Source organism: Bacillus sp. FSL K6-1366, from assembly GCF_037976695.1.
Classification (GTDB): domain Bacteria; phylum Bacillota; class Bacilli; order Bacillales; family Bacillaceae; genus Bacillus; species Bacillus subtilis.
Map to the genome: position 1 here is coordinate 1,422,510 of NZ_CP150268.1, position 13,246 is coordinate 1,435,755.

At 45.3% G+C, this 13,246-nt stretch carries 16 protein-coding genes and 1 other RNA gene; 5 read left to right on the forward strand and 12 right to left on the reverse strand.

Annotated features, from left to right (window positions below):
- Positions 1-116 precede the first annotated feature (116 nt).
- From MHI44_RS07580 to secG, 9 genes are all read right to left on the reverse strand, one after another.
- Positions 117-518, reverse strand: coding sequence for a YvaD family protein (locus MHI44_RS07580; protein WP_003242541.1), 402 nt, complete (start codon positions 516-518; stop codon positions 117-119).
- Complete coding sequence (locus tag MHI44_RS07585) at positions 515-874, reverse strand: multidrug efflux SMR transporter (protein WP_017695156.1); 360 nt, start codon at positions 872-874, stop codon at positions 515-517. The genes MHI44_RS07580 and MHI44_RS07585 overlap by 4 nt, the downstream gene beginning before the upstream one ends.
- The gene (locus MHI44_RS07590) at positions 871-1,443 is read right to left on the reverse strand and encodes a TetR/AcrR family transcriptional regulator (RefSeq protein ID WP_339203258.1); all 573 of its coding nucleotides are present in this window, start codon (positions 1,441-1,443) and stop codon (positions 871-873) included. The genes MHI44_RS07585 and MHI44_RS07590 overlap by 4 nt, the downstream gene beginning before the upstream one ends.
- 109 nt (positions 1,444-1,552) lie before the next feature.
- Positions 1,553-2,347 (reverse strand): SDR family oxidoreductase, encoded by a 795-nt coding sequence (locus MHI44_RS07595; protein WP_015251225.1) that lies wholly within the window; start codon positions 2,345-2,347, stop codon positions 1,553-1,555.
- Between the two features lie 182 nt (positions 2,348-2,529).
- Positions 2,530-2,892, reverse strand: a transfer-messenger RNA (tmRNA) gene (ssrA, locus tag MHI44_RS07600).
- A gap of 176 nt (positions 2,893-3,068) precedes the next feature.
- On the reverse strand, positions 3,069-3,539 hold the full coding sequence (smpB, locus tag MHI44_RS07605) for an SsrA-binding protein (protein ID WP_003220025.1): 471 nt from the start codon (positions 3,537-3,539) through the stop codon (positions 3,069-3,071).
- A 144-nt stretch (positions 3,540-3,683) separates the two neighbouring features.
- Complete coding sequence (rnr, locus tag MHI44_RS07610) at positions 3,684-6,023, reverse strand: ribonuclease R (RefSeq protein WP_003228386.1); 2,340 nt, start codon at positions 6,021-6,023, stop codon at positions 3,684-3,686.
- An 18-nt stretch (positions 6,024-6,041) separates the two neighbouring features.
- Entirely contained in the window at positions 6,042-6,782 is a 741-nt protein-coding gene (locus tag MHI44_RS07615) for a carboxylesterase (RefSeq protein WP_003242610.1), read from the reverse strand.
- A 131-nt stretch (positions 6,783-6,913) separates the two neighbouring features.
- Entirely contained in the window at positions 6,914-7,144 is a 231-nt protein-coding gene (gene secG, locus MHI44_RS07620; protein WP_003220028.1) for a preprotein translocase subunit SecG, read from the reverse strand.
- Positions 7,145-7,292: 148 nt separating this feature from the next.
- Between secG and MHI44_RS07625 the strand changes: the two genes are divergently transcribed.
- Positions 7,293-8,066: an alpha/beta hydrolase gene (locus MHI44_RS07625; protein WP_339203260.1), complete on the forward strand. Its 774-nt coding sequence runs from the start codon at positions 7,293-7,295 to the stop codon at positions 8,064-8,066.
- 33 nt (positions 8,067-8,099) lie between these two features.
- Here the strand turns inward: MHI44_RS07625 and MHI44_RS07630 are convergent, their stop codons facing one another.
- The gene (locus MHI44_RS07630; RefSeq protein ID WP_009968172.1) at positions 8,100-8,333 is read right to left on the reverse strand and encodes a helix-turn-helix transcriptional regulator; all 234 of its coding nucleotides are present in this window, start codon (positions 8,331-8,333) and stop codon (positions 8,100-8,102) included.
- 151 nt (positions 8,334-8,484) lie between these two features.
- Here MHI44_RS07630 and rghR point away from each other — a divergent pair, with 151 nt between their 5' ends.
- The 4 genes from rghR (at position 8,485) to MHI44_RS07650 (ending at position 11,587) form a co-directional block, all read left to right on the forward strand.
- Positions 8,485-8,892 (forward strand): transcriptional repressor RghR, encoded by a 408-nt coding sequence (gene rghR, locus MHI44_RS07635; RefSeq protein ID WP_003220034.1) that lies wholly within the window; start codon positions 8,485-8,487, stop codon positions 8,890-8,892.
- A 29-nt stretch (positions 8,893-8,921) separates the two neighbouring features.
- On the forward strand, positions 8,922-9,341 hold the full coding sequence (locus MHI44_RS07640; protein WP_014480905.1) for a helix-turn-helix transcriptional regulator: 420 nt from the start codon (positions 8,922-8,924) through the stop codon (positions 9,339-9,341).
- A gap of 91 nt (positions 9,342-9,432) precedes the next feature.
- Positions 9,433-9,759 carry a catDE operon transcriptional regulator CatR gene (catR, locus tag MHI44_RS07645; protein WP_003242888.1) on the forward strand — a complete coding sequence of 109 codons (327 nt, stop codon included), beginning with the start codon at positions 9,433-9,435 and terminating at the stop codon, positions 9,757-9,759.
- Positions 9,760-9,886: 127 nt separating this feature from the next.
- Entirely contained in the window at positions 9,887-11,587 is a 1,701-nt protein-coding gene (locus tag MHI44_RS07650; protein WP_160243207.1) for a methyl-accepting chemotaxis protein, read from the forward strand.
- 39 nt (positions 11,588-11,626) lie between these two features.
- On the opposite strand, the gene opuBD is transcribed toward MHI44_RS07650, so the two are convergent.
- On the reverse strand, positions 11,627-12,307 hold the full coding sequence (opuBD, locus tag MHI44_RS07655; protein ID WP_014480907.1) for a choline ABC transporter permease OpuBD: 681 nt from the start codon (positions 12,305-12,307) through the stop codon (positions 11,627-11,629).
- A gap of 16 nt (positions 12,308-12,323) precedes the next feature.
- Positions 12,324-13,244 (reverse strand): choline ABC transporter substrate-binding lipoprotein OpuBC, encoded by a 921-nt coding sequence (gene opuBC, locus MHI44_RS07660; protein ID WP_131228115.1) that lies wholly within the window; start codon positions 13,242-13,244, stop codon positions 12,324-12,326.
- Positions 13,245-13,246: the final 2 nt, after the last annotated feature.

Sequence of the window (13,246 nt, forward strand, 5' to 3'; positions counted from 1 at the left end):
TCGCTTTAGTATGCCCAAAAACGCGGTTAGCTTCTCAATTGGTGCGCCCGATAAAAAAACAGAGACTTATACCGTCTCTGCTTCATTACATCAGTTTATTATAAAAGCGGCACCTGTCAGGACTGTTTTGTCCTTCTGCCTTCCTTCAAGAGCAGGTGAATAAAAAATAAAGGATAAATCAATAGATACCCATTAAACAGCCACCACACAAGATCAAAGTCACTGCTGAATGTCCAGAATGATAGCGCCTGCAGACCTGAACAACAGGTCAGCACAAGAGAAATCAGCGCCATCAGCTTCCAGTCAGCACGATTCACCCGCTGTAGGTACAAGCTGTACAACCCTGTGACAGAAATCAGGATATCCAGCGGAAAAAAAGACCAGTTCCAAGCGATCATAAACGGATGGTCATGATGTTTAAAAGCCCAGCTTTCCGGTATGAGCGAAAATCCGGCTGACAGCCAGTACAAGATAAAACCGATATCAGTCACGAGAAAAAACAGCTTCATATATCTCATTTGTACTGCCCGCTTTTATGTACCGGCTCAGACACCGCAGCATGCTCGATCAGGTTTAAAGACACAACACCGGCAATAATCAATCCAATTGAAATGACTTTCATGACACTCACATGTTCTTGAAAAAACAAAAAACCAACGACTGTAATCAGGACAATTCCCATCCCTGACCATACAGCATAAGCAACAGATACATCAATGGATTTAAGCGTAAGCGTCAGAAAGAAAAGACTCCCTCCATAAAAGAAAATCAACAGCAAACTGGGAATAAGCTTTGTAAAACCGGACGATAGCTTCATGCTGACCGTTCCCGCAACCTCAAACAAAATCGCCGAGCATAGAAACACCCAATTCATGTCGCATCAGCCTCCTCATCAGCTGTTATACCGTTAAACAAAACATCTACAATTGATTCAAGCACCTCTCCTGTCGTGAACTGATGTTTCAGCGGATATTCAGGGTCATACACTTGATTGATGCTCCCTATATACATGTGAACAAACAGGTCCGGATTGATGTTTCTGATTCTCTTTTGCTGTTTGCACTCGTTTAATAATGCTAGGACAATCGCCCATTCTTCCTTAATAAACGCGTCTAATGTAAGCCACGCATCGTAATGGTATTTCTTTAGTTCATTTAATAATCCCATGTTCAGCAGTTCCATCCCCTGCGGAAGGCTGATCAGCATTTGTTTCACCTTTTCGAGCACATTTAAACGTTCATTTTCATAGATGTCTCTTTCTATTTGCTTCATTTCAGCTATAAATTGTTCGACAACCGCCTCAACAAGCTGATCTTTAGATGAATAATATGCATAGAGCGTCCGCTTGCTCGTTCCCAGCGCTGCCGCCAAATCATTCATCGTAAATGAAAATCCTTTCTGCTTGATCAGCCGGAAGGTTTCCGCCAGAATTCTTTTATCCATATTAATCCCCCGCTTTCGGTACCAAGAAAACTATTTCAGTACCAATATTATACGTCAGAAATTTATGGAAATCAACAATATATAAAAAACCTCTCCTGTTGGGAGAGGTTTAAAAGACACTGCGGACCAAACCGCCGTCTGCCCGAAGTGCCGCGCCATTGATCGCAGAGGAAAGCGGGCTGCTTAAAAATGTAACGAAGTGGGCGATTTCTTCCGGACGGATCAGTCTTTGAATAATAGATGTCGGCCGGTTTTCTTTCATAAAACGTGCCTCAGCTTCTTGAACAGTCAGGTTTTCACCAGGATACAGCGAGTTCAGCATAGTTTCCACACCCTCTGTTAAGGTAGAGCCCGGCATGACGGTGTTGACTGTGACATTCGTGCCGGTTGCCAGCTCCGCCAAACTGCGGGAAATGGACAGCTGCATCGTTTTTGTCGCACTGTAATGGGCCATTTCCTGTGACGGCATAATCGCCGCTTCACTGGCAATGAAAATCACACGCCCTTCTTTTTTCTCTATCATGTTATGCAAATACCTGCGTGTCAGCCTTACACCGCTCATAATATTCACTTCAAAAAAACGAAACCATTCATTATCGGGAATATCAAAGTACTCCGCCGGTTCAAAAATCCCTAAATTGTTGACCAAAATATCAACCTCTGGATATGCCTGAAACAGCTTATTGCAGCCTTCTTCAGTTCCCAAATCAAATGCGGCCGGATAAAGAACCGCTTCAGCATGTTGTGTTTTCAGTTCATCTATCGTCTGATTCACTTTCTCTTCCCGGCGTCCGTTAATGATCACTGCCGCACCTTCTTCAGCTAATGAAGAGGCAATAGCTTTTCCGATCCCTGATGTCGAACCGGTCACCAATGCGGTTTTTCCTTGTAAATTCAGCTTCATTATTCATCCCTCCGTTTTTGATTCCTCTTATTTATTGACAGAAATCTGATTGGTGAAACATCTGCTCTGCAATCAGTATGAAACAGCTGGGATTGAAATGGAAGTACGCACTTTTTGGTGCCTGTGGTTTGGAGAAAAAATAAAGCAGAACCTCTTAAGAGGTTCTGCTTTATTGTCAGTATGTATGGAGACGGTGGGAGTCGAACCCACGTCCAGAAACATCGATTACTTAAGCGTCTACGAGCGTAGCCTGCATATTTATGGTTTCACTCATCTTCTTGCCTGCGGGCGGGCCTTCCGAGAGCTAGTCTGTTCATCTCTTCTTACGTTCTCAGACGGGAACGCAAGCGTAGCCTACTTGGATGTGCTCTTCACAGACACATAGGCAATGTCAGGAAGAGCTCGCTGCGCTTATTAGGCAGCTAATGCTACGTTTTGGTTAAAACTGTTAGTTTTGCCAGTTATATTTAAGTGCGTGTTTACGAGATCGCCTCTCGGCTCGCAGCTCAAGCTCGATCCATCCCTGTCGAATCCGTAACGTCCCCTTGGTATAAGGGAAATACGGGAGAAAATATCAAGCTCTCACTCAAACTGGCTATAGTCTTATTATAACATGATCACGGCTCTTTTCAATTGTCAAATCCTTCAAATGAATGGCGTCGTGATCTGATCGTGAACACAGTATAGCACAGGCCTGATTTTCGAATCAAGCACTATGCCTTTAGAAGCCTTTTTGACTGTCTCTGAACGCTCTTTCGATTTCCCGCTTCGCGTCCTTGCGCTTCAGATCTTCCCGTTTGTCATAGTTCTTCTTCCCTTTTCCAAGGCCGAGAAGCACTTTGGCAAAGCCGTTTTTTAAATACAGCTTCAGCGGAACGAGAGAATAGCCTTTTTCCTTTGTTAACCCGATCAGCTTATTAATCTCCTTGCGGTGCATTAACAGCTTTCTTGTCCGGAGCGGATCGTGGTTATAGCGGTTTCCCTGCTCATATGGGCTGACGTGCATATTGTGGAGAAACACTTCTCCCCGTTCGATTTTGGCGAAGGAATCCTTAAGGTTTACGCGGCCGGCGCGAATCGATTTGATTTCGGTTCCTTGCAGAACGATGCCTGTTTCATAGGTTTCTTCTATAAAATAATCGTGGTTGGCTTTCTTATTTTGAGATAATACTTTTCCTGACCCTTTTGGCATGCCAGAACCTCCTCTCTCTAAGGAAAAACTGTCCACCTTTTGCGATACGCTCTATTTTACCAAATGTCACGTACCGCTACAATGAAAAGCTGTTTCCGAAAGAAAGCAAATAGAGCGCTGCGGCCCTATTTGCTGGTTGAGCTGCTATTTCTTCTTTTTCCGTTTCTGTTTCGGAGCATTCTGGAAGCCGCGTTTTTTCTTTTTCTTCTTCGGCTTAGTGAACCACTCCCCTTTTTCCTCAGACGGAGCTGGAGAAACAGGCGTATTGGTGCTTTGAACACGTTTTCTGGCAGGCTTTCCGCGTTTTCTGCTCCGGCTGCTGTCCAATTCTCTCGGACGCCGCGGAGTGCCCTTCATGCCGACAATTTCAAAGTCGATATTGCGCTCATCTTTATTGACATCGACAACCTTGACTGTGATTTCATCCCCGATGCGGAAGACGTTGCCTGTCCGCTCGCCAATCATTGCGAAATGCTGTTCGTCAAAGCGGTAGTAGTCATCTGTCATAAAGCTGACATGGACGAGTCCTTCAATTGTATTCGGCAGCTCGACGAACATTCCGAAGTTTGTCACAGAGCTGATCATGCCGTCAAACTCTTCACCGATTTTATCAAGCATGTATTCCGCTTTTTTCAGATCATCCGTCTCACGCTCGGCGTCAACTGCACGGCGCTCCATAGATGATGTATGTTCGGCGATATCCGGCAGGCGTTCAGCCCACTTTTCCTGTGTCGCTTCATCGACTTTGCCGTTGATCAAATACGTTCGGATCAGACGGTGAACGATTAAGTCCGGGTAACGGCGGATCGGCGATGTGAAATGCGTATAGAATTCCGTTGACAGACCGAAATGCCCCAAGCTTTGCGGGTCGTATTTCGCCTGTTTCATCGAACGGAGCATAACAGTAGATATAACCGTTTCCTCTGGTCTGTCACGCACAGCGTCCAGAATGCTTTGCAGCGCGCGCGGATGAATATTCCCCGCCGTTCCTTTCACCACATAGCCAAATGTCGTCACAAATTCTAAAAACTTTTGCAGCTTTTCAGCATTCGGCTCTTCGTGAATCCGGTATATAAACGGGACGTTCATCCAATGGAAATGCTCTGCCACTGTTTCGTTTGCTACAAGCATAAATTCTTCAATCAGCTTCTCGGCGACAGAGCGTTCTCTGATCACAACGTCTTTAACCGCTCCTTCGTCATCAACAAGCACCTTTGCTTCTTTGAAATCAAAGTCAACGGCGCCGCGGTCCATCCGCTTATCGCGAAGAATTTGAGCCAGGCGCTCCATGTCTTTGAACATCGGAACAAGAGGCTCGTATTTTTGCTTCAGCTCTTCATCATCGTCAACAAGAATTTTATTCACATCTGAATATGTCATTCTTTCCGTTGTTTTGATGACACTTTGGAAGATCTCGTGCTCTGTCACCTGTCCCTGACTGTTAATTGTCATTTCACAAGAAAGCGTCAGGCGGTCAACCTTTGGATTTAAGGAGCAGATGCCGTTTGACAATCTGTGCGGAATCATCGGGATGACACGGTCAACCAGATACACACTTGTCCCTCTTTCAAGCGCTTCTTTGTCAATCGGCGAGTTTTCGGTTACGTAATGGCTGACATCAGCTATGTGAACGCCAAGCTTGTAGCTTCCATCATCAAGTTTCGTCACGGTAACTGCATCATCCAAATCCTTCGCATCCGCACCATCAATGGTGACAATCACCTGGTCACGGAGATCACGGCGGTCTTTTAGATCTTTTTCATCAATCGTGTCAGGCGTACTTGATGCCTGTTCCATCGCGTCAGCTGGAAATTCTCCCGGCAGGCCGTGCTTATGAATGACCGATAAAATATCAATGCCCGGGTCGTTTTTGTGGCCGAGAATGGTTTCAACCTCACCCTCTGCGTTCATGCGGCCTTCAGGATAGCTCGTCAGCTTGACAACAACCTTATGCCCTTCCGCAGCTCCATTTTTCCCATTTTTCGGAATGAAGATGTCACTCGTGATTTTTTTGTCGTCCGGAATGACAAAGCCGAAGTTTCTCGTTTCTGTATACGTGCCGACAACCCGCTGAATCGCTCTTTCTAAAATCCGTATGACGGTTCCTTCCTGCCTGGAGCCGCTTGACTGTGAATTCAGACGCACCATGACGATATCGCCGTTCATTGCCGTATTTAGCTCATTAGGCGGAATAAACACATCACTTAACGACGTATCCTCAGGCAGCAAAAAGGCGAATCCTTTCGCATGGGCTGAAATCTTTCCTTTTATTAAGTTCATCTTCTCCGGAATGCCGTAGCGGTCGCTTCTCGTCCGTACGATAAGCCCTTTTTCTTCCAAGGCGACTAACGCTTTGACGAGCTCTTTAAACTCCTCGGCTTCCGTAATATTTAACATCTCCTCAAGTTCCTGAACGGTCAGAGGTTTGTACGCCTCTTCCTTCATAAACGAGAGAAGCTTTTCCATAAATGCTTCTTTTTCCATTATCCGACCTCCTGTTGATTACCAATCGAGCTTCTCTAAAAATTCATACACATCCTGATGGACGAGATCACGTTCTTTGTCGAGTGTAATGACATGCCCTGATTCCTCGTACCATTTCAGCTGTTTATCATCAGTTTCCACTTCGTTGTAAATAATATTGGCGCTTTCGGTATTTATCATGTGGTCATGACGGGCCTGCACCACAAATGTCGGTGAATAAATCATATCGACATTATTCCGCACATCAGCAATTAAGTCTTGCAGCGCCTTGAGGGTATTCATCGGCGTTTTTTCGAATTCCTTCATTTCCTCTTCAATTTGCTCCGGGCTTTTCCCCTCAAACTTTTTGTAATTGCGAGCGTATGAAAGAACGCCTTGATACATGACCTCTTCACTCTTAATATGCATCGGTGCGCACATTGGGACAATTCCCTTTATGGGTACAGTGTAACCCAATTTCAGCGAAAAAACCCCGCCAAGCGACAGTCCGCAGGCAGCAATGCTCTCATAGCCTTCAGATTTTAAGTATTCATAGCCATCCATTACGTTTTTCCACCAGTCTTCGGGCCCCGTATGTACAAGTTCTTCAGGCGGGACGCCATGTCCTTCATATTGAGGCGCGTGGCACGTATAGCCGCGTTCATTCAAATATCGTCCCAGCATCCTTACATCCGCTGTATTGCCTGTAAAGCCGTGCAGCAAAAGCACCGCTTTGTCTCCGCCTTTAAATGTAAATGGTTTTGGTGTCACAACTTTCATGCTCATGTCTCCCTTTCTATCTGCACGATCATTTTAGTTTTCCACAGTTTAATCAGAAAAAAACGTTTTGAATATCATCCAGAAACGTGAAAAAGGCCTGACTTCACATCAGACCTTATACAAACATTGCCCTATAGGATATAAGCAAGCGCAATCGTTAACACGAAAAACAAGACTGCCAGCACTACCGTAATGCGGTGCAAAATTAAATCAAGACCTCTTGCTTTTTGTTTCCCGAAGAGCTGCTCCGCTCCGCCTGAAATCGCACCAGATAATCCGGCGCTTTTACTGGATTGAAGCAAAACGACAATAATAAGTGCAATGCTGACGATAACCAACAAGGTAATCAAAACTGCGTGCATCCCATACACCTCCAGACTCACTGGCTACATTACTTCTATTTTACATGAAAAGGGTTGGCATGTCACGCTGTATCAGACGCCAAAAGGCCGGATAAGACGTTTTATCTTGGTTACCCTATTCATATGAAAAGGTCAAAGGAGAAAAGCGATGCCGCTTATCAGCATAGACAGCAGGAAACATCTTTTTTATGAAGAATATGGACAGGGAATCCCTATCATTTTTATCCACCCGCCGGGCATGGGACGCAAGGTTTTTTATTATCAGCGCCTTCTATCCAAGCATTTCAGGGTGATTTTTCTCGATTTAAGCGGCCACGGTGATAGTGATCATATCGATCAGCCAGCGTCTATTTCCTATTACGCAAACGAGATCGCGCAATTCATGGACGCTTTGCACATTGATAAAGCTGTGTTATTCGGGTATTCTGCCGGAGGCTTAATCGCGCAGCATATCGGCTTCACCCGCCCGGACAAAGTGTCACACCTTATTCTGTCCGGCGCCTACCCCGCTGTTCATAACGTAATCGGCCAGAAGCTGCACAAACTGGGAATGTATCTGCTTGAAAAAAACCCCGGTTTGCTCATGAAAATCCTCGCTGGCAGCCACACAAAAGACAGACAGCTTCGCAGCATATTAACAGACCATATGAAAAAAGCAGACCTGGCCCATTGGCATCAGTATTATCTGGATTCGCTTGGCTACAACTGCATTGAACAGCTGCCCCGCCTAGACATGCCAATGCTGTTTATGTATGGCGGCCTGCGGGACTGGACCTTTACAAACGCAGGCTATTACCGAAGATCGTGCAGACATGCCGAATTTTTCAGATTGGAATATCAGGGACATCAATTGCCGACAAAACAATGGAAAACGTGCAATGAGCTGGTGACAGGGTTTGTGCTGACACATCATTCAATATAGAAAACGCTTGGATCTCCTTGCGTTTTCTATATTTTATTGACTTTTGTCAACAAAATCATAGTAAAAAAGATCCTCAAATTTCAAATTAAAATAGTGAAGCATTTTACCGATCACAAGCTGCCCCGGCCGTCTTTCTCCATTCAGCACGCGGCTCAGTGTGGCGGGTGAGACTCCGATTTCCAGCGCAAGCTGATTAAGGGAATAATCGTTATTAACCATATACTGCAAGACATAATCACGTCTAATCTGTATCTTTTCTACTGGCACTTTCCTCACCTTCCATTCCTGAAAAACTTTTTTCTATACTTTTACATTACGGCTTATGTTAACTTTTGTCAATACATTTCCAGTCTACCTATTCCCTTTAGTCAATAAACATACTAAAATATGAGTAACAGTGAGGGACGGGGTGAGATATATGGAAAGCTTTGGCGAACAATTACGGGCATTGCGTGAAGAGAGAAAGTTAACAGTCAACCAGCTGGCGACTTATTCAGGCGTAAGCGCGGCCGGCATCTCCAGAATCGAAAACGGAAAACGGGGCGTTCCCAAACCTGCCACCATCAAAAAACTGGCAGAGGCCTTAAAAATTCCTTATGAGGGGCTTATGTACAAGGCTGGTTACATCGAAGAAGTGCATGAAGCCAGGGCCCCTTACGAAACGAAGTGCAAGCTGCTTGAAAAAGCGGAGGCCTATGACCTGAAAAACCTTGCGCTTCTTGAGAACGAAAAGTGGCAATATCTCAATAAAGAAGATTTGCTCATGCTGGATCATTATTTTTCGTTTATTTCAGACGAAGCCAAAAAACGGTCTGCTGATGACTGACTCTTGATGGAAATGTGAGGCGATAGACCATGTCACCGTTCGGACAGCAATTACGGGAGCTGCGCCGCGCCCGCAAACTGACAGTGAATCAGCTTGCGGTATACTCAGGCATCAGCTCGGCCACCATTTCAAAAATTGAAAACGGCAAACGCGGGACGCCAAAACCCGCCACGATTAAAAAACTGGCAGCCGTCCTGAAAGTGCCGTACGAAAACCTAATGGCCGCCGCAGGCCATATTCAGGCCTTTCCTGAAGAAATCCGCGAAGCATCTGAAAGCTATCAATCCGTTTATGAAATTTACCAGACGGCTGTCACTCGCGGAGCGGAGCACCTCCCGATTTTCAATAGTCAAAAATGGGAACATCTCTCAAAGCAGGATATTGAAAATCTCAGCAAATACTTCGATTTTTTGTCTTCAGAAGCAAAAAAACGCGCCTCTTCCTCATAATCCCCTGTTTCTCTTTCTATATTTTATCAATCACGCTTGCATACCCTCCCTCGTTATTTGCGTTATAATAGTGACAGACGAGGTGAAAAGTATGAACCAATCAGAAATGTGTCCTAGATTTGAAAAAGCAGTCGACATCTTAAGTAAACGCTGGGTCGCTTTAATCGTATTTCAGCTCTTGAACGGGTCTCAGCGATTTAGCGAAATTGAAGCAGCACTTCCAAATCTAAGCGGCAGAGTTCTGTCAGAACGGCTGAAAGAACTTGAGCTTGAAGGAGTAGTGAAGCGGGATGTCATCCCGGAAACTCCGGTTCGCATCGAATATTCATTGACTGATAAAGGAAAGGCACTGGCCCCCATTTTAGGTGAAATTTCTAAATGGGCGACTGAATGGATTGACCCTTCCTTTCTTGACTAATTGCTAAAACGGCTCTGATCTCAAAGATGAGAAAAGAGCCGTTTTTTATTTTTTCCCAGGTGAAAAAACGATTTCTCAGCCGATATATAGTACATCCACACATTACGTTTTTAAAGGAGACCACTATATGCGACTGACGATTTCCCGCAAATTCAGCCTGGTATTTTTGACACTGATCCTGATCAATTTACTTGTAGGCGGAATAGGCGTTCTTAATATGCAGCATATCATTCAAAAAACAGATGAAATCAACACAAAATGGATTGACGGCATCAAAGGAATCACTTCAATTAATTATGTAACCGAGCACCTGTCTTCTAAAGAAAAGGACTTTCTGATTTATACAGACAAAAGCAAAATGGATACACTTGATCAAGAAATGAATCAAATCATGGAAGACATTAACCAAAAGCTCGATAACTACGAAAAAACGATCTCCACTGATAAAGAGCAGAAACTGTTCGAGCAGCTTCAAACTGAAGTGAATACCTATATGGATATTCATGCGCAAATTATCGAAAGCGGCCGCACGAATGACATGGACAAAGCAAGAGGTTTATTGGTTCAGACTGAGGCCAGCTTTGAGGATATGAAAAAAACAATCACTCAGCTTGTTGACTTAAATCAAGAAGGCAGCAACACAGCGGTAAAAGAAACGAAGGCCGTCTATCATAAAGGGCTCATTTACACTGCTTTGCTTGTGGCAGCTTCGATCCTCATCAGCATTTTCATCTGGCTTTATATCACGCGAAACATTGTAAAGCCTATCATTCGCATGAAGGAATCTGCCAATCATATTGCCGAAGGCGATCTGTCGAACGATATGGAGCCGCTCAACTCAAAAGACGAGCTGGGTGATCTGAATGAAGCGCTGCAAAAAATGGTAGGGAATCTGAGAGATATTGTCGGATATTCTAAAGACATATCAAGCCGGGTTCTTTCTTCTTCACAGGTGCTTGCAACCGCAACGAATGAAACAAGATCCGGCAGCAAACATATTACCGAGACGATGAACGAAATGGCTGAGGGCTCTGAACAGCAGGCCCAAGACGCCGTGACGATTGCCGAATCGATGAATGAGTTCACTGAAAGCATTGATAAAGCCTATAATCACGGCATCACCATCAGCGATACGTCTCAAAACGTTCTCGAACTCGCGGTAAGCGGAAACGAAAATATGGCTACGTCATTACAGCAAATGAAAACCATCCATCATATTGTTGAAGAAGCCGTGCATAAAGTGAGATCACTGGAACAGCATTCTCAGGATATCAACAAGCTCGTTCAAGTCATCAACGGAATTGCCGAGCAAACGAATTTGCTGTCCCTTAACGCCGCGATTGAAGCTGCCCGCGCAGGAGAAAGCGGCAAAGGCTTCGCCGTTGTGGCAGAGGAGGTCAGAAAGCTGGCTGACGGCGTTTCTGATTCCGTGCAGGATATTACCCGGATTGTAGGCGGGACACAGGAGGAGATCCACACTGTCATTACGTACTTGGAAAGCAGCTTTACAGAAGTCGAAAAAGGAACGGAAAACCTGACAGACACCGGGCAGGCTATGCGGCATATCAAGCAATCCGTCACTCATGTTGCAGACAGCATTAAGGAAGTAACGGATGGCCTGAAGCAGTTAACAAACCAATCGATTACTATCAATCAATCGATTGAAAATATCGCTTCTGTATCCGAAGAGTCGGCCGCCGGCATTGAAGAAACATTTTCAATAACTGAGCAATCCGCCCATTCGATGGATCAAGTGCTTCTAAATGCTGAAGAGCTTGAGCAGCTGGCCAATGAGCTTAATGAGAAGATGGGTCAGTTTACGATTTAAATAGAAAAAAGAGGCTGGACTCCAGCCTCTTTTTCTATTCTATGCAGCTGATTGAACATGTTTCGCCCCGGTTCTTTTTTTCTTCACCGGACTTAATGCCCGCTCCAGCCAAGCCATGAGCAAATCCGCCCCTACCGCCATCACCGCAGTTGGTATCGCTCCGGCTAGAATAATCGCAGTTCCGTTTGTTGCGTTTGAGCCGCGGACAATCATGTCCCCAAGGCCTCCGGCACCGACAAATGTGCCGATCGCTGTAATTCCGATGGCAATGACGAGAGCCGTGCGAAGGCCCGCCATAATGACAGAAAGTGCGAGCGGGAGCTCAACCATTCTGAGTACTTGGAATTTCGTCATGCCCATTGCTTTTCCCGATTCTAAGTAGGCATGTTCAATACTGATAATGCCTGTGTACGTGTTTCGAATAATCGGCAGCAGGGAATACAGAAATAATGATAGAATCACGGTATTTGCGCCGAGCCCCATAACAAGCATTAAGACGGCCAGCATAGCGAGCGCCGGGATTGTTTGAATAACGTTTGTTACGGCAAACACCCAGGCTGACAAACGGCGAAAATGCGCGATGAGGATTCCGGCCGGAACCCCGACGACAGCGGCACACAATACGCCGTAAGCCGACATGAGAAAGTGGCGGCCGAATTCATCCATGACGTAACTGCCATTCTGCGCGTAATACGTCATTAACTGTTCAAGCACGTTCATTGACCTCTTCCCCCTTTCACGATTCGAAATAGCGATGTTTTTCTAAATATTCCTTGGCAACGACAGACGGTTCTTTGAGATTGCCGTCGACTTCATAGTTAAGCTCCTGCATCGTGGCTGTGTCGATTTTTCCGAGCATTTTCTTGATTATGCCTTCAAGCTCAGGATGTTCTTTGAGCACCTTTTCCGGAACAACCGGAGAGCAGTCGTACGGCGGGAAAAATTGTTTATCATCCTTTAGCATTTTGAGACCATAGGACTTGATTCTTCCATCGGTTGAATACGCAAGCACAATGTCCATTTTTCCGCTTTTCACCGCGTCGTACACAAGGCCGATCTGCATCGGATACGTGCCGCCGAATGTCATGCCGTAGGTTTTCGTAAAATCCTGATAGCCGTTTCCTTTGAGCTTCATCCAATAGTTATCAACGCCCAGCTTTAATTGCGGCGCCCATTTTTTAACGTCTGATACGGTCTCTAAATGGTATTGGTCGGCCAGCTCCTTGCTGACTGTAAAGGCATATGTATTATCAAACCCGTAGGAGTCATACCACTTTAAATCATATCTTTTTTTAAACTCCCGCTGAGTAAGCGCCAGCGCTTTGTCCGGATCTTTTTCAGGTTCCATTCTCAACGTGCCTGTCAGCGCGTCTCCCGTATATCTTGTGGCCGCAATGTCGATTTCCCCGTTCATTAAAGCCTGCTGCTGCACCGCGTTGGAGCCAAGATTTTTAATCGTTGTTGTTTTGAGATCAGTATGGTGTTCGATCAACTGGCCAAGCATGCTGGCGATGATTTCTGATTCGCTCATGCTTTGCGCGCCGATTTTAATGGTCTGGTCTGCAGCAGCGCTGAGACCAGGAAGCGAACAGCCGCTCAGCGTCAGCGTTGCCGCAAGTACTAAACCTATCATTAATTTGAGATATTTTCTTTTCATGA

What these genes read in the sequence shown, in the direction of transcription:
- MHI44_RS07580 (WP_003242541.1), bottom strand. Translation starts at nt 518, where the DNA reads ATGAGATATATGAAGCTGTTTTTTCTCGTGACTGATATCGGTTTTATC.
- MHI44_RS07585 (WP_017695156.1), bottom strand. Translation starts at nt 874, where the DNA reads ATGAATTGGGTGTTTCTATGCTCGGCGATTTTGTTTGAGGTTGCGGGA.
- MHI44_RS07590 (WP_339203258.1), bottom strand. Translation starts at nt 1,443, where the DNA reads ATGGATAAAAGAATTCTGGCGGAAACCTTCCGGCTGATCAAGCAGAAA.
- MHI44_RS07595 (WP_015251225.1), bottom strand. Translation starts at nt 2,347, where the DNA reads ATGAAGCTGAATTTACAAGGAAAAACCGCATTGGTGACCGGTTCGACA.
- smpB (WP_003220025.1), bottom strand. Translation starts at nt 3,539, where the DNA reads ATGCCAAAAGGGTCAGGAAAAGTATTATCTCAAAATAAGAAAGCCAAC.
- rnr (WP_003228386.1), bottom strand. Translation starts at nt 6,023, where the DNA reads ATGGAAAAAGAAGCATTTATGGAAAAGCTTCTCTCGTTTATGAAGGAA.
- MHI44_RS07615 (WP_003242610.1), bottom strand. Translation starts at nt 6,782, where the DNA reads ATGAAAGTTGTGACACCAAAACCATTTACATTTAAAGGCGGAGACAAA.
- secG (WP_003220028.1), bottom strand. Translation starts at nt 7,144, where the DNA reads ATGCACGCAGTTTTGATTACCTTGTTGGTTATCGTCAGCATTGCACTT.
- MHI44_RS07625 (WP_339203260.1), top strand. Translation starts at nt 7,293, where the DNA reads ATGCCGCTTATCAGCATAGACAGCAGGAAACATCTTTTTTATGAAGAA.
- rghR (WP_003220034.1), top strand. Translation starts at nt 8,485, where the DNA reads ATGGAAAGCTTTGGCGAACAATTACGGGCATTGCGTGAAGAGAGAAAG.
- MHI44_RS07640 (WP_014480905.1), top strand. Translation starts at nt 8,922, where the DNA reads ATGTCACCGTTCGGACAGCAATTACGGGAGCTGCGCCGCGCCCGCAAA.
- catR (WP_003242888.1), top strand. Translation starts at nt 9,433, where the DNA reads ATGAACCAATCAGAAATGTGTCCTAGATTTGAAAAAGCAGTCGACATC.
- MHI44_RS07650 (WP_160243207.1), top strand. Translation starts at nt 9,887, where the DNA reads ATGCGACTGACGATTTCCCGCAAATTCAGCCTGGTATTTTTGACACTG.
- opuBD (WP_014480907.1), bottom strand. Translation starts at nt 12,307, where the DNA reads ATGAACGTGCTTGAACAGTTAATGACGTATTACGCGCAGAATGGCAGT.
- opuBC (WP_131228115.1), bottom strand. Translation starts at nt 13,244, where the DNA reads ATGAAAAGAAAATATCTCAAATTAATGATAGGTTTAGTACTTGCGGCA.